This is a genomic window from Streptomyces sp. NPDC079141 (genome assembly GCF_040686775.1).
In the GTDB taxonomy this organism is placed as follows: domain Bacteria; phylum Actinomycetota; class Actinomycetes; order Streptomycetales; family Streptomycetaceae; genus Streptomyces.
Genome location: NZ_JBFBLP010000013.1, coordinates 155,333 through 175,562, shown reverse-complemented (window position 1 = coordinate 175,562; position 20,230 = coordinate 155,333). Strand labels below are relative to the sequence as shown.

12 protein-coding genes (1 of these 12 only partly in view) are annotated in these 20,230 nt (G+C 73.5%); 4 read left to right on the top strand and 8 right to left on the bottom strand.

Annotated features, from left to right (window positions below; translation table 11 throughout):
* Nucleotides 1–56 precede the first annotated feature (56 nt).
* Both AB0Q90_RS29895 and AB0Q90_RS29890 read left to right on the top strand, forming a co-directional pair.
* Nucleotides 57–689, top strand: a complete 633-nt coding sequence (locus AB0Q90_RS29895) for a TetR/AcrR family transcriptional regulator (RefSeq protein WP_363158561.1) — start codon at nucleotides 57–59, stop codon at nucleotides 687–689.
* Entirely contained in the window at nucleotides 686–1,723 is a 1,038-nt protein-coding gene (locus AB0Q90_RS29890; RefSeq protein WP_363158562.1) for an amidohydrolase family protein, read from the top strand. The genes AB0Q90_RS29895 and AB0Q90_RS29890 overlap by 4 nt, the downstream gene beginning before the upstream one ends.
* Before the next feature lie 32 nt (nucleotides 1,724–1,755).
* Here the strand turns inward: AB0Q90_RS29890 and AB0Q90_RS29885 are convergent, their stop codons facing one another.
* The 3 genes from AB0Q90_RS29885 to AB0Q90_RS29875 are packed head-to-tail and all read right to left on the bottom strand — an operon-like array spanning nucleotide 1,756 to nucleotide 5,614.
* Nucleotides 1,756–3,564 carry an AMP-binding protein gene (locus tag AB0Q90_RS29885; protein WP_363158563.1) on the bottom strand — a complete coding sequence of 603 codons (1,809 nt, stop codon included), beginning with the start codon at nucleotides 3,562–3,564 and terminating at the stop codon, nucleotides 1,756–1,758.
* On the bottom strand, nucleotides 3,561–4,487 hold the full coding sequence (locus AB0Q90_RS29880; RefSeq protein WP_363158564.1) for a fumarylacetoacetate hydrolase family protein: 927 nt from the start codon (nucleotides 4,485–4,487) through the stop codon (nucleotides 3,561–3,563). The genes AB0Q90_RS29885 and AB0Q90_RS29880 overlap by 4 nt, the downstream gene beginning before the upstream one ends.
* On the bottom strand, nucleotides 4,484–5,614 hold the full coding sequence (locus AB0Q90_RS29875; protein WP_363158565.1) for a VOC family protein: 1,131 nt from the start codon (nucleotides 5,612–5,614) through the stop codon (nucleotides 4,484–4,486). Before AB0Q90_RS29875 ends, AB0Q90_RS29880 begins: the two co-directional genes overlap by 4 nt.
* Before the next feature lie 136 nt (nucleotides 5,615–5,750).
* Between AB0Q90_RS29875 and AB0Q90_RS29870 the strand changes: the two genes are divergently transcribed.
* Together AB0Q90_RS29870 and AB0Q90_RS29865 are read left to right on the top strand one after the other, a co-directional pair.
* Entirely contained in the window at nucleotides 5,751–6,401 is a 651-nt protein-coding gene (locus tag AB0Q90_RS29870; protein WP_363158566.1) for a TetR/AcrR family transcriptional regulator, read from the top strand.
* Nucleotides 6,402–6,442: 41 nt separating this feature from the next.
* Nucleotides 6,443–7,078, top strand: coding sequence for a TetR/AcrR family transcriptional regulator (locus tag AB0Q90_RS29865; RefSeq protein WP_363158567.1), 636 nt, complete (start codon nucleotides 6,443–6,445; stop codon nucleotides 7,076–7,078).
* A 217-nt stretch (nucleotides 7,079–7,295) separates the two neighbouring features.
* On the opposite strand, the gene AB0Q90_RS29860 is transcribed toward AB0Q90_RS29865, so the two are convergent.
* The 5 genes in view from AB0Q90_RS29860 to AB0Q90_RS29840 are tightly spaced (at most 20 nt apart) and all read right to left on the bottom strand, a layout consistent with a single transcriptional unit that may run on beyond the window.
* The gene (locus AB0Q90_RS29860) at nucleotides 7,296–8,816 is read right to left on the bottom strand and encodes an amino acid adenylation domain-containing protein (RefSeq protein WP_363158568.1); all 1,521 of its coding nucleotides are present in this window, start codon (nucleotides 8,814–8,816) and stop codon (nucleotides 7,296–7,298) included.
* A 20-nt stretch (nucleotides 8,817–8,836) separates the two neighbouring features.
* A complete protein-coding gene (locus AB0Q90_RS29855) occupies nucleotides 8,837–10,411 on the bottom strand; it encodes an acyl-CoA carboxylase subunit beta (RefSeq protein ID WP_363158699.1) in 1,575 nt (524 codons plus the stop codon).
* A gap of 13 nt (nucleotides 10,412–10,424) precedes the next feature.
* On the bottom strand, nucleotides 10,425–11,216 hold the full coding sequence (locus AB0Q90_RS29850) for an alpha/beta fold hydrolase (RefSeq protein ID WP_363158569.1): 792 nt from the start codon (nucleotides 11,214–11,216) through the stop codon (nucleotides 10,425–10,427).
* Nucleotides 11,213–16,531 (bottom strand): condensation domain-containing protein, encoded by a 5,319-nt coding sequence (locus AB0Q90_RS29845; protein ID WP_363158570.1) that lies wholly within the window; start codon nucleotides 16,529–16,531, stop codon nucleotides 11,213–11,215. Before AB0Q90_RS29845 ends, AB0Q90_RS29850 begins: the two co-directional genes overlap by 4 nt.
* Nucleotides 16,528–20,230, bottom strand: the 3' portion of a protein-coding gene (locus tag AB0Q90_RS29840; protein ID WP_363158571.1) for a beta-ketoacyl synthase N-terminal-like domain-containing protein. 695 nt of this gene lie beyond the right edge of the window; only the last 3,703 of its 4,398 coding nucleotides appear in the window; its start codon lies beyond the right edge, outside the window; it ends in the stop codon at nucleotides 16,528–16,530. Before AB0Q90_RS29840 ends, AB0Q90_RS29845 begins: the two co-directional genes overlap by 4 nt.

The window sequence follows — 20,230 nt, the reverse complement described above, 5'->3', positions numbered from 1 at the left end:
TGAGCGCTACGGTAAGGATCTCGTCGAGGGCCGTCAAGAGCAGGAGGGACATCGGTATGACCAGGGCGCAGGCGCCGCGCAGGAAGCGCGCGAACGGGGTGGAGTCGCGGCAGCGCATCCTGGACGCGGCCGTGGAGATCGCCGGTGAGCGCGGCTACGACGGCACCTCCATCGCGGCCGTCAGCGCCAAGTGCGGACTGCCCGCCAGCTCCATCTACTGGCACTTCAAGGACAAGGACGACCTGATCGCCGCCGTCATCGAGCGCAGCTTCGAGACCTGGCTGGCAGCCGTCGAACTGCCCGGCGAGGACGCCGGCACCCCCCTGGAACGGGTCACGCTCATGGCCGCCAACATCGCCCGCTCACTCATCGACGCACCCGACTTCCTGCGCCTCGGCCTGATGCTCGCCCTGGAACGACGGCCCACCGAACCCCGCGGCCGCACCGTCTTCCTCCAGGTCCGCGAGATCTCCCGGAAGAAGATCGCCGAAGTGGTCACGACGCTGTTCCCGGGGCTGGACGAGGAGGCCGTCCGGACCCTCACCACCTACGCCGTCGCGGGCGCCGACGGGCTGTTCGTCCACCGCGAGATCACCGGCGACAGCGTCGACCTGGTCGCCCTCTTCGAACTGCACGCCCGCCTCGTCCACGACGCGGCGATCTCACGACGCCAGGAGAGCTCCTCATGACCACCGCACCCCGCCGGGTCGACGTCCACCAGCACCTGGTCCCGCCCTTCTACCGCGATCTGCTCGCCAAGGCGGGCATCGCCGAGGCCGGAGGCCGCGCGCTGCCCGACTGGAGCCCGCAGGGCGCGCTGGAGCTGATGGACCTGCTCGGCACGGCCACCGCGATCCTGTCCGTCTCCACCCCGGGCACCGGCTTCCTCACCGACCCGGCCGAGGCCGCCGCCCTGGCCCGGCGGCTCAACGACTTCTCCGCGTCCCTGGCCGCCGAACACCCGGGCCGCTTCGGGTACTTCGCGACCCTGCCCATGCCCGACACCGCGGCCTCCGCGGCCGAGGCGGCACGGGCCCTGGACACCCTGGGCGCCGACGGCGTCACCCTCCTCGCCAACACGCACGGCACCTATCTCGGCGCGGACGGCCAGGATCCGCTGTGGCGGACGCTGAACGACCGCCGCGCCGTCGTCTTCGTCCACCCGGCCGAACTCCCGGCGCCGCCCGTCGAGAACATCCCGCCCTTTGCGGCGGACTTCCTCCTCGACACCACCCGGGCTGCCTGTCTCCTCGTACGCAACGGCGTCCCCCGCCGCTACCCGGACATCCGGTTCGTCCTCAGCCACGCGGGCGGCTTCGTGCCGTACGCCTCCCACCGCATGGCCGTCGCGATCGCCGGCGAGACCGGGGGCAGCCCGCTGGACGTCCTGGACGACTTCCGGTCCTTCTACTACGACACCGCCCTGTCCTCCAGCCCGGCCGCCCTGCCGAGCCTGCTCGCCTTCGCCCGCCCCGGGCACGTCCTCTTCGGCAGCGACTGGCCCTTCGCCCCCGCGATCGCCGCCCAGTACTTCGCGAGCGGCCTCGACACCGAGCTCGACGCCGCCACGCTGACCGCCGTCAACCGCGCCAACGCCGAGGCGCTCTTCCCGCGCCTGGGCCGGGCGCCCGCCCCGGCGCCCTCCTCGGCCGATCCGCGCCGGTCCGTCCGCCGCGTCGCCGCCCGCCTGCTGTTCAGACTCGTCCAGCCCGGCACCGGCTGAGGGCGGCCACCGGCACGTCAGTCCTGCGCGCGCTACGGTGCGACGACGCGGCAGGCCACCGCGAACCTGCCTACGCGGCGCTCCACTTCGGCCGTGGTGGTGGCTCCGGCGCGCAGGGCGACCGTGGCCGTCACCGTGCCCGAGTCGGCCTCGGTCCGGATGTCCTGGACGTCGTCGAGGTCGGCGAGGAGTTCGGTCAGCACCCGTCGTGTGGCGTCGGCGCGCAGCGGCAGTTTGTACGGCTTGCCGACCGAGGTGACGGGGAGCGTGTCGAGGACGCGGACGGCCTTGGGGGCGGCGGCGGGTTCACCGACGTGCGCGGCGGCCCAGGCCCGCAGGTCGTCCTCGCCGACCGTGGGGTCGGTGACGGTCACGTACGCCACCGGCACCTCGCCCGCCCGCTCGTCCGGCTGGCCGACGGCCTGGGCGCCGGTGACCGCCGGGTGCGCGAGCAGCGCGTCCTCGATCACCCGGGGGTCGATGTTGTGGCCGCCGCGGATGATGAGGTCCTTCGCGCGTCCGGTGAGGTGGAGGAAGCCGTCCTCGTCGAGGTATCCGAGGTCGCCGGTGTCCAGCCAGCCGTCGGTCACCCTGCCCTGTGCACTGATCCGGTGGCCGTCGGCGTCGCGGCCCTCGACGTAGCCGGGGAACACGGTGGGGCCGCCGATGTGGACGGTGCCGATCTCGCCGGGCGGCAGCCCGTCCCCGATCCTGAGGCGCTGGTACGGCAGGCGCTGTCCGACCGATCCGGGGCGGCGCAGGTCCAGGAATCCGCGCGCGCTCGCGCAGGTCGCCTCGGTGAGTCCGTAGCCTTCGATCAGCGGAATCCCGGTCGCCGTCTCGAAGCTGGTGCGCACCCCGTCGGGCAGCGCGGAGGCGCCGACCATCGCGCAGCGCATCGAGCCGAGGTCGGCGTCGCCGACCGGGCAGCCGGCCAGGACCGCGTAGACGGTGGGCACGGCGCTCATCGTGGCGATGCGGTAGTGCTCGACGATGCGCCAGAACTCCGCGTAGAGGCCGAGGTCGCGGTAGCCCAACGGGCCTGCCCACACGACGTGCTGGCCGCGCAGCATGGGTGCGAGCAGGGTGACGACGAGCGCGTTGACATGGAACAGCGGCAGCGCGGCGAACACCACCGACTCCTCGTCCAGTACGGAGTTGGCGGCGAGCATCCAGGCGTCGGTGATCTCGTTGGTGTGCGTGTGGGCGGCGAGTTTCGGCGCGCCGGTCGTGCCGCCGGTGTGGAAGAAGGCGGCGAGGTCGGTGCCGGTGGGCGGTTCACCGAGGAAGCGGTCGCTCGGACAGTCGGCGAGGGCGTCGGTGGAGCCGAGGACGAGGACGTGGTCCACGAGCCCCTGCCGGGCCAGCTCGGCGCCGGTGGCGTACGCCTCCGGACTCAGCTCCGCGGAGGCGGTGACGATCACGCGGGCGCCGGACCGGCGGACCAGCTCGGTGACATGGCCGCGGTCGAGCGCCGGGTTCACGGGCGTGGCGATTCCCACGAGTTGGGCGGCGAGGAGGGCGGTGATCAGTTCGTCGCAGTTCGGGGAGAGCAGCGCTACGGCGTCGTGGCGGCGGACGCCGAGGCGGTACAGGGCGTTGGCCGTCCGGTGCACGTCGGCGAGCAGGTCCGGGTAGGTGCGGGTCCTCGGTGTGCGCCAGGACGCGGCGTCGGGGAGGACGCTGAGCGCGGTCCGCCCGGGCCACCGGTCGGCCGCGCGGCGCAGGGCGTCGTAGGAGGTGGCGGGCAGTCCGCGTGCGGCCAGCGGCACCGCCTCGATGACGGGCAGGTCGTCGGGGTGGTCGTAGCGCGGCCAGGCGATGTCGGTGCCGGTGGTCATGCGAACCTCACCCCGGTCCGCTGCGTGCCGAGGTCGACGGCGCCGTCGGGGGTGCGGATGGAGAGCTCCAGCACGTCGCCGTCGCGGAGGTATTTCTCGTTCCTCGCCTGGGACTTGAAGAACGCCTTCCACTTCATCGCGGGAGGCAGGAGCGCGCCGAGGAGCTCGACCGGCTTGGGCGGCGCCTTGAGGGCCGTACCGCCCGGGGTGCCGGTGAGGAGGAGGTCGCCGGGGGCGAGAGCCTGGAAGCGGGAGAGTTCCTGGAGCGCCCGCAGCGGACTGTAGATCATGTCGGTCAGGTCGCTGTTCTGGCGGATCTCGCCGTTGACCCTGAGGACCAGCCGCAGCTCGGTCAGCCGGTCGAGCTCGTCGGCGTCGAGCAGGACCAGGGCGGGGCCGACGGGTGTGAAGGTCGGGTACGACTTGGCCTCGTAGAACTGGGTCTTGGGGAGCTGTACGTCGCGGGCGGAGACGTCGTTGGTGATGACGAGGCCGGCGATGTGGTCCTTCAGGTCGGTCACCCTGGCGCCCACTTCGAGGGGGCTGCCGACGACCAGGCCGAGTTCGATCTCGTAGTCGAGGAAGCGGACGTGGGCGGGCTTGACGATCTCGTCGTACGGGCCGCTGACGGAGCCGGACGTCTTGCGGAAGAAGGTCAGCGGGACGGTGTCCGGGTTCATGCCCGAATCGCGCACGTGGGAGACGTAGTTGGTCATCTGCGCGACCACCCGGCACGGCGCGGTGACCGGGGAGAGCAGCTGGAGCCCGGCGATGTCGTGGGGTTCGCCGGTGGCGGCGTGGATCGCGGCCCGGTCGGCGAGGAGTTCGGCGGTCGTGGTCGCGGTGGTGTCGATCCGGACGGCGCGCTGCGCGTCGCGGGCGACCCACCAGGCGTCGGAGGTGCGCAGGACGGAGAGAGTCATGACGTAGCCACTTTCAGCAGGCCTCGCAGGCGTTCGAGGTCGAACTCGTTGTCGTCGGAGCGGAGGGCGGTGAGGATCGCGCGCAGTTCGGCCAGAGACTCGCGGCCGGGGGCGACGCCGAGGAAGTCCTTGGTGGCCGGAGGGCCCCACTGGGCCAGCCCGGAGGCCGTCATGGGGGCCCAGCCGGGTTCCAGGCCGGCGTCGAACATGTCGCTGTCGGTGAAGTGCTCGACCAGGAAGCCGTCGGGGTCGCGCCAGTAGTCGAAGAGCTGGCTGCCCTGGATGTGCCGGCCGATCCCCCAGGAACGGCGGTAGCCCTGCTTGAGGAGATACTCGCCGCCCGCGGCCAGCGCGTCGAGGTCGGTCACCTCGTACGCCGAGTGCACATAGCGGTTGGAGGGGCCCAGGGTGAGGGCCAGGGTGTGGTGGTCGGTCGGGGTGCTGCCGCGGTCGCAGCGGACGAAGCTCATGGTGGGGCCGCGGTCGCGCTGACCCTCGTAGTAGAGGAAGTCGCTGACGATCAGGCCGAGACGGTCCAGATACCAGTTCAGGGTGCGCAGGTAGGTGGTCGTCTGGAGGACGACATGCCCGAGGCGCCGTACGCCGGACGGTTCGCGGGGTGGTCGCTGGGTGCCGTTGACTCGGGCCAGGTCGTCGGCGGCGTTCACGGTCTGCCGTTGCTGTCCCGGCAGGGCGGGCAGTTCGTCGGTGTCGGCGACGATCCGGACGCGCAGGCCGCCGGGGTCGCGCAGGTCCACGGCCGAGCCGCCCAGGATCGGGGGCAGCGGCCGCACCCGGGTGCCGGTGGCGTCGGCCAGGCGCAGCAGGTCGCGGGTGTCGGCGGCGCGGAAGGCCGGCCCGAGGAACCGTGAGGTGCGGCCCTTGCGGACGATCACGCAGGGCGCGCCGGACTGCGTTCCGCGCAGATGCAGCTCGCGGCCGTCGCGGTACGACGTCACGAAGCCGAACGCCCGGGCGAAGGCCGCGGCGCGGTGCAGGTCGGGCTTGGCGAACTCCAGCCACGCGAGGTCATGAACCTTGATCACCGGGTTCGCCGCCCGGCCCGGATGCTCTCCGGGCAGCGCGCCGCGGTCGGAGTGCAGGTCGTTGTGAGTGCCCACGGTCATCACGTCCTCAGATTGTTCTGAAGAAATATTCACTTCCGAATCTGACGTCAGTCAAGAGAGCTGAAGAAATCTTCAGGAAACGGGCCGGGCGGCTAGAGTGCTGGTGAACGCCAGTACGGGTGGGACGGAGGACGCGATGCCCGAGAAGACGGCGACGTCGCGGGTGGACCGACGCAGGGCGCGGACCCGGAGCGCGCTGGTGTACGCGGCCCAGCGTCTGCTGGCCGAGGGGCGGACGGACGTTCCGATCCTGGAGATCACCGAGCTCGCCGACATCGGGGTCGGCTCCTTCTACAACCACTTCGACAGCAAGGAGGAGCTCTTCCGCGTCGCGGTCGAGGAGGCGCTGGAGTGGTGGGGCGACCTGATGGACCGCCTCACCGCGGAGATGGACGACCCCGCGGTCGCGTACGCGCAGAGCTTCCGGATGACCGGGCGGCTGCACCGGCGGCACCCGGAGCTGAGCCGGATCCTGCTCAACCACGGGCTCGAACTGGCCCAGTCCCCCCGCGGGTTGGCGCCGCGCGCCTTCCACGACATCCGGGCCGCGGTGGCGGCGGGCCGGTTCGAGGTGGAGGACCCCGAGCTCGCGCTGGCGGTGACGGCGGGCGCCGCGCTGGCGCTGGGCGCGCTGCTGCACGCGCAGCCCGACCGCGACGACGCGAGGTCGTCGGACCTGGTCGTCCGCGGCCTGTTGCAGCAGTTCGGCATCTCCGCGCAGGAGGCGGCGCGGATCTGCTCGCTGGATCTGCCGGACCTCGATGCCGTCGACACGATCGTCAGTTGAGTAGCGTCAGTGGAGAAGCGTCAGTGGAGAAGGGCACGTACATGACCAGGGCGCAGGCGCCGCGCAGGAAGCGCGCGAACGGGGTGGAGTCGCGGCAGCGCATCCTGGACGCGGCCGTGGAGATCGCCGGTGAGCGCGGCTACGACGGCACCTCCATCGCGGCCGTCAGCGCCAAGTGCGGACTGCCCGCCAGCTCCATCTACTGGCACTTCAAGGACAAGGACGACCTGATCGCCGCCGTCATCGAGCGCAGCTTCGAGACCTGGCTGGCAGCGGTCGAGCTGCCCGGCGAGGACGCCGGCACCCCCCTGGAACGGGTCACCCTGATGGCCGCCAACGTGGCCCGCTCACTCATCGACGCACCCGACTTCCTGCGCCTCGGCCTGATGCTCGCCCTGGAACGACGGCCCACCGAACCCCGCGGCCGCACCGTCTTCCTCCAGGTCCGCGAGATCTCCCGGAAGAAGATCGCAGACGTCATCTCGACCCTGCTCCCGGGCCTGGACGAGGAGGCCGTCCAGACCCTCACCACCTACGCCATTGCCGGCGCCGACGGGCTCTTCGTCCACCGCGAGATCACCGGCGACAGCGTCGACCTGGTCGCCCTCTTCGAACTGCACGCCCGCCTCGTCCACGACGCGGCCGTCCGCATGGCGACGGTCAGGCCGCGCCGCTGAAGCAGCCCCGCCCGACCCTGCACCGGGGCTGGGGTCCGGCTGTGGGTCGGCCGGGGCCTTGGGTCGCGCGGGCGAACACCCGCCGCCAGGGGAGGGATGCGGCCCCAAAAGGCTGCCCTCACGACCCATCTGCTACAGCGCACCGACCGCCGCGACCGTCACAGGCGGCGCTGAGCGCTCCGCCGAAGTGCAGGGCTGTGCGACCGGAAGGCAGCTGTCAGTTCCCCTGGCCCCGCTGGGAGCCCGCGGATTCGGCCACGAGTGGGATCAGGGCGGAGCGGTCGAGCTTGCCGGAGAGGGTGAGCGGCAGTTCCGGCAGGCTGACCCAGGCCGAGGGCAGCATGTGGGCGGGCAGGACGCCGGCCAGCTCCCGGCGCAGCAGCCCGTCCTCGACGGGGCCGTCCTTCGGCACGTAGCAGGCGGCCAGCAGCGGTTCTCCGCTCGGGGCCGTGGTGAGCACGACCGCGCACTCGCGCACCTGGGGCAGGTCGTCGAGGGCGGCCTCGATCTCGCCGAGCTCGATGCGGAAGCCCCGCAGTTTGACCTGTTCGTCACGGCGGCCGAGGTACTCCAGCTCGCCGTCGTCGTCCTCCACGGCGTAGTCACCGGTGCGGTACCACAGGTCCTGGAAGTCGTCGAAGGCGAGGCGGACGAAGCGTTCGGCGGTCAGTTCGGGGCGGCCGAGGTAGCCGTGGGCGACCCCGGCTCCGGCCACGTGCAGTTCGCCGGGCACGCCGGGCGGCACGGGGGTCGAGTCCTCCAGGAGCGCGATGCGCAGATGCGGGAGCGCCCGGCCGATCGGGGTGCCCATCAGGTGCCGGCGCAGCTTTCCGGGGTCGACGACCGTGTCGGTGGCGTGCACGGTGATCTCGGTGATCCCGTACATGTTGTGCAGTTCGGCCCCGGGGGCGAGTCCGAGGTCGGTCCAGCGGCGGATCACCGGTGCGCTGACCGCCTCGCCGCCGAACACGACGTACCGCAGGTCGGGCAGCGGCACGGGCTGGTCCTCCAGGCCGCGCACCAGGAAGCCGAAGACCGAGGGGACCTGGCTGAGGACGGTCACCCGCCGGTCGGCCAGCAGGCCGGCCAGGCCCGCGGGGTCGGTGGTGACCTCCTCGGGCACGACGACGATCCGGCCGCCCGTACCGAGCGCACCCCAGATCTCCCACACGCTGAAGTCGAAGCTGGGCGAGTGGAAGAAGGACCACGCGTCGCCGGGGCCGAGGTCGTAGGACCGGCAACCGCCCAGCAGGGCCGCCACGTTGGCGTGCCGGACCACAACTCCCTTGGGGGCGCCGGTGGAACCGGAGGTGTAGATGACGTACGCCGTGTCGGTGGGCACCGGCGGGGTGTCGTCGGGTGTGCGTCCCGTGGGCTCTACCGTCGGCTCGCCGCTCGCCGGGTCCTCGACGACCAGGTGCCCGACGCCGGAGTCCTCGACCAGGTAGTCCTGGCGGGCCTGCGGATAGCGGGGGTCGATCGGGACGTACCCGCAGCCGTGCCCCCAGATGCCGAGCATGCCCGCGACCGCCTGCGCCCCGCGGCCCGCGCGCAGCCCGACGAGCCCCCCGGACGGCACCCCTGCCTTGAGCAGCAGATCGCCGATCTTCCGTGCGCGCTCGGCCAGTTGGGCGTACGTCACCGTGCGCCCGCGGTCCTCGACCGCCACCGCGTCCGGCTGCTGAGCGGCGACGCGGGCGAAGATCTCGTCCATGCGCTCGTGGGCTGCCCCGGCCATGTCTGCTCTCCTCGCCCCGCTCACAGCGGAATGTTCCCGTGCCAACGGGTGGTCTTCGTACGGCGCTTGGGCCGCAGCACCCGCAGCCGCCGCACGATCTCCTCGCGCGTCTCCGTCGGGGCGATCACGGCGTCGACATAGCCGCGGTCGGCCGCCAGGTAGGGGTTGCACAGCGTTTCCTCGTACGTGGCCACGAGCTGCTTCTTGAGGGTGACCGGGTCCTCGGCCTCCATGAGCTGCTTGCGGTGCATCACCTCGGCGGCGGCCGACGCCCCCATCACGGCGATCTGTGCCGTCGGCCAGGCGAGGTTGACGTCGATGCCCAGGTGCTTGGAGCCCATCACGGCGTAGCCGCCGCCGAACGCCTTGCGCACCACGACGGTGATCATGGGGATGCCGGCCTCGGCGTAGGCGTACCCGAGCTTGGCCCCGCGCCGGATGATGCCGCCGCGCTCCTGCTCCACTCCGGGCAGGATGCCGGGCACGTCGACGAAGGTCAGCACGGGGATGCCGAAGGCGTCGCAGAAGCGGATGAAGCGTGCGGCCTTCTCCGAGGCGTCGATGTCGAGGGCGCCGCCCGCGTGCAGCGGCTGGTTGGCGACGACGCCCACCGAGTGCCCCTCGATCCGGCCGAAGCCGCAGATGATGTTCCGCGCGAACAGCGGGGAGATCTCCAGCAGTTCGCCGTCGTCCACCACCCGCTGGACGATGGCGAGCATGTCGTACGGGCGGTTGTCGGCGTCCGGGACGACCGTGTCCAGCCAGTCGTCCGCCGGCTGTGCGGCCTCGTCGGAGTGCGGCGCGTAGACGGGCGGTTCCGCCTGGTTGTTGGCGGGCAGATGGCCGAGCAGGATCCGTACGTAGTCGAAGGCGTCCTCCTCGTCGGTGGCGAGGTAGTGGGCGTTGCCGGTGATCTCGTTGTGGGTGCGCGCCCCGCCGAGGTCCTCCGGGTCCGTCTCCTCACCGGTGATGGACCTGATGACCTCCGGTCCGGTCACGAACATGTGGGACAGCTGGTCCACCATGATCACGAAGTCGGTGGCGGCCGGGGAGTAGGCGGCGCCGCCCGCACAGGGGCCCAGCTGGACGGAGATCTGCGGCACCACGCCGGAGAGCGCGACGTTGCGGCGGAAGATCTCGGCGTACTGCGCGAGGGACGCCACGCCCTCCTGGATGCGTGCACCGCCGGAGTCGTTGAGGCCGATCAGCGGGCAGCCGATCGACCCGGCCAGGTCCATCAGCTTGACGATCTTCTCGCCGTAGACCTCGCCCAGCGTGCCGCCGAAGACGGTGAAGTCCTGGGCGAAGACGCACACCGTCCGCCCGTCGATCGTGCCGTGGCCGGTCACCACGCCGTCGCCGTACGGGCGGCTGCGGTCCATGCCGAACTCGTGGCAGCGGTGCCGGGCCAGCTGTCCGATCTCGACGAAGGAGTCCGGGTCGAGCAGCAGGTCGATCCGTTCCCGTGCCGTCAGCTTGCCCTTGGCGTGCTGTCTGTCCACTGCCGCCGGCGAGCCCGCCGACAGCGCCTTCCGGCGCCGGCGGGCGAGTTCCTCGCGTTTGCCGACCGTGCCGCCGAAACCCGCCGCTTCCATGTCCGTGGCCCCCTCAGCTCGCTGTGTCATGGCCCGCCCCACCGACCGTCGATCCTTCGGCGAGCACCCCGCGTATCTCGTCGACGACGGCGCCGACCACGGCGGTCGCGTGCTCGATGAGATAGAAGTGGCCTCCCGGGTACTGCCGCACCCGCACCGGGCGCGTCGACTCCGCCCGCCAGCCGCGCAGTCCGTCCATCGTGCTCATCGGGTCCTGGGTGCCGCCGAAGACGATCAGCCGGGTGTCGAGCGGCTCCCCCGGCTCGTACCGGTACCGCTCGCAGACCCCGAAGTCGGCGCGCAGCGACGGCAGGAGCACATCGATCAGATCGGGTTCGGCGAGCACCTCGTCCGGCATGCCGCCCAGGGTGGCGACCTCGGCGAGGAAGCGGTCGTCGGGCAGCGTGGTGATCGGAACGTGCGCGGGCACGCCGCTGGGCGCGGGCCAGCCGGACACGGCCAGCAGCACCGGGGCCCGGGCTCCCCGGCGGCGCAGTTCGCGGGCCAGCTCGAAGGAGAGCAGCGCCCCCATGCTGTGCCCGAAGAAGGCGTAGGGCAGTTCGGGCGGCTGCTTCTCCAGCTCGTCGGCCAGCGCCTGGACGATCTCCCGGTGGCCGGTCAACGCCGGTTCGCGCATACGGTCCTGACGGCCCGGCAGCTGAACGGCGTGCAGGGCGACGGAGCGCGGCAGCAGCGGCAGCCACGGCCGGAACGCGGGAGCGCTGGCGCCGGCGAACGGGAAGCAGATGAGGGTGAGTGACGCCTCGGGGCGTTCGTCGAACGGGACGAACCAGGAAGAGGTCACGGGGTGCCTCCGGTGGTGCGCTGCTCCAGCAGGGGGCGCAGTTGACGGGCGAGGACTTCGACGTTGGGCGGGTTGAGCAGGGTCAGGTGGTCGCCGGGCACGTCCAGGATCCGCAGCCGGGGGGCCACGGCGTCCCAGCCCAGGGCGCGGTCGGGGCGGTAGAACTCGGGGTCGTTGATGCCCTCCGGCATCGGCTGGAGGCCGATGAACAGGTGCAGCGGCCCGTCCCAGGGGCCGGGCCGGTAGCCCTGCACCATGCGGCGGGCGGTGCGGACGGCGTCGACGGTGGAGCGGAACAGGTCGATGCCGATGTCCCCTTGGAGCACCTCGGCCACCCGCCGGTACAGCAGGTCGAGCTGGCCCTGCTCGTCGAGGGGGAACAGCTCCTCCTCGGTGAGCCGCACCGAGCGGTGGAAGATCAGCTCGAAGACGCGGGCGTAGTGGTGGGTGCGGTAGGCGAGCAGTTCGCGCGGCCCGCCGAGGTCCGGCGGGGTGCCCGCGAGCGAGGACTCGAAGAGGGTGACCACGTCGACCTCCTCGCCGGCCGCGACGAGCTGCTGGGCCATCTCGAAGGCGACCAGGCCGCCGAAGGACAGCCCGCCGAGCCGGTAGGGGCCGTGCGGGAACGCCTCGCGCACGGCGCCGACATAGTGCGCGGCCAGGTCCTCCAGGCGTTCGAACTGCGCGATGTCGGAGTGCTCCAGCATGTAGAAGGGCTGCTGGGGGCCGAGCTGGTCGGCGAGGAACTGGTAGACGAGGGTGTTCATGCCGGTCTGGTGGACGGCGAAGAACGGCGGCATGCTGCCCTGGTCGCGCAGGGCGACCAGGGAGGAGCGGGTGCTGCGGCCGGTTCCCGGGCGCAGGACGTCGGCGAGTTCGGCGACGGTCGGGGTGCTGAACAGCACCGCCAGGTCCACGTCCTGGTCGAACCGGCGCTGGAGCCGGGAGATCACCCGCATCGCCAGCAGGGAGTGCCCGCCGAGGGCGAAGAAGTTGTCGGTGGCGCCGACGGGGCGCACGCCCAGCACGTCCTCCCAGACCTTGCAGATCCGCAGTTCGGTGCTGTCCCTGGGGGCGACGAAGGCGCTGGGCGTGCCGGCCCGGGCGGGGCGTTCGGAGGCGGGCAGCGCGCCGGGGTCGGGGCGGCCGTGCCGGGTCAGCGGCAGGCTGCCGGTCAGGACGATCTCGTCCGGGACGAGGTGCGGGGGCAGGGGGCCGGCGTCGAGTGCCGCGCGCAGCCGCGGCAGCAGCCGGCTCTCCCGGCGGCGGGTCAGCGGGTCGTTGGCGCACTCCGGCCAGGGGCGCGGGGCGGGCCGCAGGGTGTCGGCCCAGGCCCACCACTTCGCTCGCGCGGCCTCGTTCCCGGGCTTGTCCTGCTCGGCGAACGGGGCGTCCACGGTGCCGGACCCGTCCTGCTCGGCGAACGGAGCGTCCACGGTGCCGGACCCGTTCTGCTCGGCGAACAAGGCGTCCACGGTGCCGGGCCGGTCGCCGGTCAGCAGGTCGACGGCGTACCCGGACGCCTCCGCCAGCTCGTGCAGATCGTCGGGTTCCACGGCCGGGTGCGCCTCCACGGCGGCGCGCAGGGAGCCCGCGTCGCGGGGTGCCGTGCCGTCCTGGAGCATGCGGGCGGCGGTGGCCAGTCCGTGCGAGCGGGCGTCGGGTACGCCCCGGACGAGCAGGGAGCCCGGTCGTGCGGCGAGCGCCTCGCGCAGGTCCGTGAGGTCGCCGGTCCACTCGGTGACGCGGGCCGGTGCCTCGGGCTGCCCGGTGGTGCCGGAGGTGAGGAGGGCGTCGTAGCGGAAGCGGGACATCTCGTTGCGGGCCCGGCCGCGCCGGACGGTGATCCGGGTGCCGCCGCCCTCGGGCCAGCCGGCGGTGACGCGGCGGAAGTAGTCGGGGTGCAGGACCAGTTCCTCGTCGGTGCGGGCCGCGCGGTGGGCGGCCTGCCACAGCGGCCGGGTGTCGCGCAGGTCCGGGCTGTTGGCGAGCTGGGCGGCGACGTGCTGGGCGGTGAGCAGCGGCAGGCTCCGTACGTCGCCCACGAAGATGCGGCCGCCCGGCAGCAGCATCCGGTGGGCGCCCTCCAGGACCCGGCGCAGATAGTCGGCGTGCGGGAAGTACTGGGCGACGGAGTTGACGATCACCAGGTCGAAGGCGCCCTCGGGCAGGCCGGTGAAGTCGTCGCCCTCCTGGCAGCGCAGCTCGACGCGGTCGGCGGCCTCGGCGGGCAGATGGTCGCGCACGTAGTCGACGGCGGTCGGGGACAGGTCCGTCGCCCAGTACCGCTCGCACGAGGTGCTCAGGGGCAGCAGCAGCATGCCGGTGCCGCAGCCGATCTCCAGGACGCGGCGCGGGGCGAGGGCGCGGAGCCGGTCCAGGGTGGTGTCGAGCCACTCGCGCATGTCGTCCTGGGGGATCGCGCCGCCGGTGAGGCTGCTGTTCCAGCCGACGGTGTTGAACTCGGGCTCTTCGCCGGTGGCGGGGCCGCCGTAGGCGTGTCCGAAGACCTGCCGCCACTGCTCGACCTGGTCGGTGTCGAGTTCGGCGCCGGGCCGGTCGGCGTCCGGCGGGGCGGGCACGACGTGGGCGATGAGCCGGCGGTTCTCGCCCTGGCCGTCGGCGGTGACGACGGCCTGCTCGACGTCGGTGAGGGCGAGCAGCGCGTCCTCGACCTCGGCGGGGTCGACCACATGTCCGCGGACGGCCAGCCGCAGGTCGGCGCGGCCGAGGATCTCCAGCCGGCCGTCCTCGGTCCACCGGGCCAGGTCGCCGGTGCGCAGCAGCCGTCCGGCCCTCGGGTCGGAGCGGAAGCGTTCCGCGGTCAGCGCGGGGCGGCCGGGGTAGCCGAGGGCCACCGCCTCGCCGCCGATGTGGAGTTCGCCGGGGACGCCGGCCGGCAGCGGGGTGCCGGAGTCGTCGAGCACGTGGGCGGCCACTCCGGCGGTCGGCCGTCCGCCCGCGGGTGCCGGGTCCTCGTCGTCCACCCGGGTCACGGTGGCGAGGCCGGCCGTCTCCGCGGTGCCGTACACCTCGTACAGGGTGCGCCCGGTCGCCCGGCGGCGCAGGGTGGCGTGCGGGCTGCGTTCGCCGGAGACCAGCAGGGTGCGCACACCGTCCGGCAGCCGGCCGGCGGGCAGGGCCGCGAGCAGGGACGGGGTGAGCCGCAGACAGGTCACCTCGGTGAGGTCCGGGTGGGTGCCGTGTTCGCGGGCCTCGTGCAGCAAGGAGGCGGCGGCGACCGGCTGTTCGGGCAGGCGCAGGGCGGCGCCGTTGACGAGGGCCAGGTGGAGTTCGAGCAGCGCGTCGGCGGAGCCGGGCGGGGCCAGGGACAGCACGACGTCGTCGGCGCTCAGGCCGAACTCCTCGCGGGCGGCCGAGGCCATGGCGGAGACCGCCGCGTGGCCGAGCAGAACGGCCTTGGGCGGACCGGTCGTTCCGGCGGTCGTCACCACCCAGGCGGGCCGGCCGACGGACTCCTCCGGGGGCAGCACCGCGGCGGCGGGGTCCCAGGCCTCGTCGTCGCCCGGGTCCTCGTCCAGGAGCAGGACCTCGCAGTCGGCTCCGGCCGGCACCTCGGTGCCGGTCCGGGTCAGCAGCAGCCGGGGCTGCACCTCGCCCACCTCGGCGGCCAGCAGGTCCGGGGACAGGCTGGGATCGACGCGGAAGGGGACGGCGCCGGCGCGCGCCACGGCGAGCACCGCCACAGTCTGCGCTAGGCGGTCGGGCAGCAGGACGCCGACGATGCCGGGGGCCGCCTCGCGCTCGGTCAGCAGGGCGGCCAGCCGGTTCACGCGCCGGTCCAGCTCAAGGTAGGTGAGCCGGCGGGCGCCGCAGGTGAGGGCGGTCGCCTGTGGGGTGCGTTCGGCGTGCTCGGCGACCGAGCGGTGGGCGGCGCCGGGGCCGAGGCGCCGCGCGGGGCCCCGTGACCAGCCCTCCAGCTGCTCGCTTTCGGCGGCGGTCAGCAGCGGCACCCGTCCGATCCGGCGCCGCGGGTCGGCGGCCAGTTCGACGAGCAGGGTGTCCAGGTGGCCGAGGAGGCGTTCGGCGCTGTCGTCGGTCAGCCAGGAGGGGTCGTAGGAGATGCGCAGTCCGAGCCGTTCGCCCGGGAGTCCGGCCAGGGTGAGCGGGTAGTTGGTGCGGGTGTAGTACGTGAAGTCGGCGACGGTGAGGTCCTCGAAGCCCTGCCAGACGGCCGCGAGCGGGTCGGCGTCGAGGTTCTGCAGCACCTGCACGGTCTCGAAGAGCTCCACCCCGGCCGGTGTTCCGCTCCACTCCTGGATGCGGGTCATGGGCACGTGCTCGTAGGCGCGGGCGGCCAGAGCGTCGGCCTGCACCTCGCGCAGCCAGTCGCCGACCTCCCGGTCGGGGTCGACGCGCAGCCGGGTGGGGACGGTGTTGACGAAGAGGCCGACCATGTCCTCGACCCCGTCCAGCTCCGGCGGGCGGCCGGAGGAGACGGCGCCGAACACCACGTCGGCGCGGCCGGAGTAGCGGGCCAGGAGCACACCCCAGGCCGCCTGGAGGAAGGTGTTCAGGGTGACCCGCTGCGCGGTGGCGGCCGAGGTGACGGCGGCGGTGCGGTCCGCGTCGAGCAGGTGCAGCCGGGCGTGCTGCACATGGTCGGTGCCGGCCGCGGCGGTGGCCGAGCGCACCAGCCGGGTCGGTTCGGTGAAGCCCTGGAGCCGCTGCCGCCAGTACGTCTCCGCCGCGGCCGGATCCTGCTCCCCCAGCCACTTGATGTACTCGCCGAACGGCCGGACCGGCGGCGGCGCGAACGGCTCGCCGCGGGACAGTGCCCCGTACGCGGCGCCCACCTCGCGCAGCATGATCCCGGTGGACCAGCCGTCCTGGATGATGTGGTGCAGGCTGAACGCGAAGCGGTACCGGTCGGCCGCGAGGCGTGCCAGGTGCAGCCGGAGCAGCGGGGCCTCGGCCAGGTCGAAGCCGGTCTTGCGGTCCTGGGCCAGCAACTGCTCCTCGCGGGAACGCTGTTGCTCCGGGGTCAGCCCGCTCCAGTCGTGCTCGGCCAGCGGGACCACCGCCGTGCGCTGGACGACCTGCACCGGCTTGTCCAGCCGTTCCCAGCGGAAGGCGCTGCGCAGCGTGGTGTGCCGGTCGACCACGGTCTGCCAGGCACGGCGCAGCAGCGCCGGGTCCAGCGGGCCGTGGAAGGTGACGGCCGCCTGCTGGAGGTAGACCGCCGAGTCCGGGTGGCGCAGGGTGTGGTAGAGCATGCCCTCCTGCATGGGCGAGAGGACGTGGACGTCCTCCACGTTGTCGAGAGCGGGGCTGGGCCGCTTGTGCGTGGTCATCCGCTGTCCTTCTCGCTCCGGCGGGGTTCGGTGAACAGCTCCGCGAATTCGTCGTCGGTCAGGGCACCCCAGCCGGCCGTGCCGCCGCTGTCGGGCGTGTCGGTGGTCCGGCCGCAGCCGCGCAGGGTGTCGGCCGTCCGTTCCACCAGGTCGTGCACCGTGCCGCGGTCGCAGCGCCGGCTGTCGTACCACCAGTCGAGGTGCAGGCGGTCGCCGCTCAGAAAGCAGCGCAGCTCCATCGGGGTGCCGAGGCAGGCGGAGGCCGAGCGGGCGGCCGGCACCGCGTCCGGGGCGGGGCGCAGGGGGCCGTCGTCGAGTTCGGCGGTGTCGTGGCTGAGGGCGCCGAGGTAGCAGACCATCAGCTCCGGCCGGGGAGCCCCGGCGAGCAGGGCGGCGGTCGGTGCGTGCAGCCGGCTCAGCACTCCGTGGCCGAGTCCTTGCCGGGGGATCTCGTGCAGGGCCTCGCGGGCGCGGGCGAGGGCGCCCTCGACGCCGCGTCCGCCGGTGGTGAGCAGGACCGGGTAGACGGTGGTGCAGGGCCCGATGGTGCGGGTGAGGTCGACGCCCGCGAGGGGCACGGCGCGGCCGTGTCCCTCCACGTCCGCCAGCAGCGCGTCCTCGCCGGTCACCTGACGGTGGGCCAGGGCGACGGCGGCGAGCAGCGTCTCGTCCAGCGGGGCGCGCCGCTCGCGCTGGAAGGCCAGCAGGGTTGCCGTGTCCGCCGCGTCGAGCACCGTCCGCTCGCAGCGCACCTCGGCCTCGGCGGGCGATCCGGATGCCGGCCGTACGCCGAGGGCGGGGCGTACGGCGCGGCGGCGGGCGCCGAGCCACAGCGCCCGTTCGGCGTGCACCTGGGGGTCGGCGGCGAGCGCCGCGACCCGGGCCGCCCACCCGGGCCACGGCGTGCTGGGGGCGGGCAGGGCGACGGGCAGCCCCTGGAGGAGTTGTCCGCAGGCGGTGTTGAGGTCCTCAAGGAGCAGCCGTTCGGAGCTGATGTCGACGAGCAGATGGTGCAGCACCAGGACCAGTCGGGCCGGGCGCCCGCCCGCCGCGGGCACGACGGCGGCCCGCAGCAGGGGTCCGCCGGAGTAGCCGTCGGCGGCGACGGCCCGGCCCAGCTCGTCGGCGACGCGCCGGTCGGCGTCCGGTTCGTCGCTGTCGATCACCAGCAGCGGAACGCGCCGGGTGGGTTCGGCGACCTCCTGTTCCCACAGGCCGTCGCGGTGCCGGACGCGCAGCCGCAGCCCGTCGTGCAGGGCGACCACGGCGGCCAGGGCCTCGTCGAGCGCTTCGGGGGTCAGGGCGGCGGGGGCCTCGACGACCAGCGGGACGTGGAAGGCGTTCGAGCGCGGTTCCTCAAGCAGCCGCAGCTGGGCGGGGGTCAGCGGGACGGGGCCGGTCCACGGTTCGTGCCGCTCCCCCGGGCCGGGGGCGGGCGGCGCCGCCGCGTCGAGGGCGTCGGCCAGTTCGGCGACCGTCTGGTGGACGAAGACGTCCTGCGGCGACATGGTCAGCCCGGCCTTGGTGGCGCGGGTCGCCAGCTGGACGGCGACCAGGGAATCGCCGCGCAGGTCGAAGAAGTTGGCGTCGGGCGGTACGTCGGGGACACCGAGCAGTTCGCCCCACAGGGCGGCGAGGAGGGCGCGGGTGCCGCCGGCCTGCTCCTGCGGCGCCTCCTGGCGGGGTGCGGGGACCGGGATCTTCGGCGCCCCGCCCTGGATGTACGCCGAGTCGATCCAGTGCCGGTCCCGGCGGAACGGGTAGCCGGGCAGGGAGACCTTGCGGGGCCGCCGCCCGCCGCGGGCCGGGCTCCAGTCGACGTCCGCTCCGGCCGCCCACAGCGCGCCGAGGGCCAGGTGGAACACCTCGACGTCGTCCCTGGGCTCGGAGGGGTGCCGGACGGTCTGGACCGTGCGGTGCTCCGTGTTCCAGGCGGTGCTGCGCCGGGCGAGGGTGGTCAGGGTGCGGCCGGGGCCGGTCTCCACCAGGATCCGGGGGGTGCCGGCGAGGAGTTCCCGGGTGTTCGCGCCGAACCGCACCGTCGCGGTCAGCTGCCGGGCCCAGCGCCCGTGGTCGACGGCTTCGGCGTCGGTCATCCAGGTGCCGGTGACGCCGGACAGCAGGGGAATCCGGGGGGCGTGCAGCCGGATGCCGGAGATCTCCGCGGCGAAGCGGTCGGCGGCTTCCTGTACGGCGCTGGTGTGGAAGGCGTGTGCGGTGTGCAGCCGGCTCGACGCGACGCCGCGTGCCGTCAGCCGCTCGGCGAGCAGCTCCACGGCCGGTGCCGGGCCCGCTACGACGCAGCCGCCCGGTTCGTTGACGGCGGCCAACTCCAGGCCCGTTCCGTGCAGTTCGGGGGCAAGGTCGGCCTCGGCGAGCCGTACGGAGAGCATCGCGCCCGGGGGTGCCTCGCGCATGAGGCGTCCGCGGGCCGCGACCATCCGTACCGCGTCCGGCAGGTCGAGGACGCCGGCCAGGCAGGCGGCCGTGTACTCCCCGACGCTGTGCCCGGCGAGGGCCTGCGGCCGTATCCCCCAGGGTTCCAGCCGGCGGGCGAGGGCGTACTCCACGCTGAACAGGGCGGCCTGGGCGAGGTCCGTGCGCCGCGCCAGTTCCTCGCCTTCGGCCAGCAGAGCGGCGAGGACGTCGGTGCCCAGTTCGTCGGAGAACGCCCCGGCGCAGTCGGTGAGTTGTTCCCTGAAGCGGGCGTCGTGCGCGTACAGGCCCGCGGTCATGCCGCCGTACTGGGCACCCTGACCCGGCATCAGAAAGGCCACGGAGGGCGTCTTGTGGGGTGCGGTGCCCGTGTGGGAGCGCGGGTGCGAGACGGCGTCGAGGGCCTCGGCGGCCTCCTGCGCGGTGCGGGCGACCACCGCCCGCCGGTGCTCGTGGGCGCGCCGCCCCTCGGCGAGGGTGGCGGCCACGTCGTCGAGGCGCGACTCGGGGGCCGTGCGCAGATGTTCGGCCAACTGCTTCGCAGATTCGGCGAGTTCGTCGGCTCCGCGGGCGCTCACCAGCAGCACCTGCGGGCCCGGCGCTTCCTCGGCGGGCGGCTCCGGCTGCCGCGGGGGTTCCTCCAGGACGACATGGACGTTGGTGCCGCCCGCGCCCAGCGAGCTGACGCCGGCCAGCAGCGGCCGGTCGGAGGTCCACGGCTCCAGCCGGTCCTGGACCCGGAACGGCGAGTCGTGCAGCCGCAGTTCGGGGTTGGGCGCGGTGTAGTGGAGGGTGGGCGGAAGGGTGCGGTGCTCCAGTGCCAGGACGGCCTTGATCAGGCCGGGCATGCCTGCCGCGTACTCCAGGTGACCGACGTTGGGCTTGACCGAGCCGATCGGGCAGGGGCGGGAGCGGCCCGCGAACGCCCGGCTGAGCGCGGCGATCTCCACCGGGTCCCCGAGGACGGTCCCGGTGCCGTGGGTCTCGACGTATCCGATGTCGTCCGGGTCGGCTCCGGCCACCGCGAGGGCGTCGGCGACGACCTGGGCCTGTCCGTCGACGCTCGGGGCGCTGAACGCCATCTTCAGCGAGCCGTCGTTGTTGACGGCCGAGCCGCGTACGATCGCCCGGATCCGGTCGCCGTCGGCGAGGGCGTCGGCGAGCGGCTTGAGGACGACCACCCCGCCGCCGCTGCCGAACACGGTGCCGGAGGCCCGGACGTCGAAGGCGCGGCACCGTCCGTCACGGGAGACGATCGCGCCC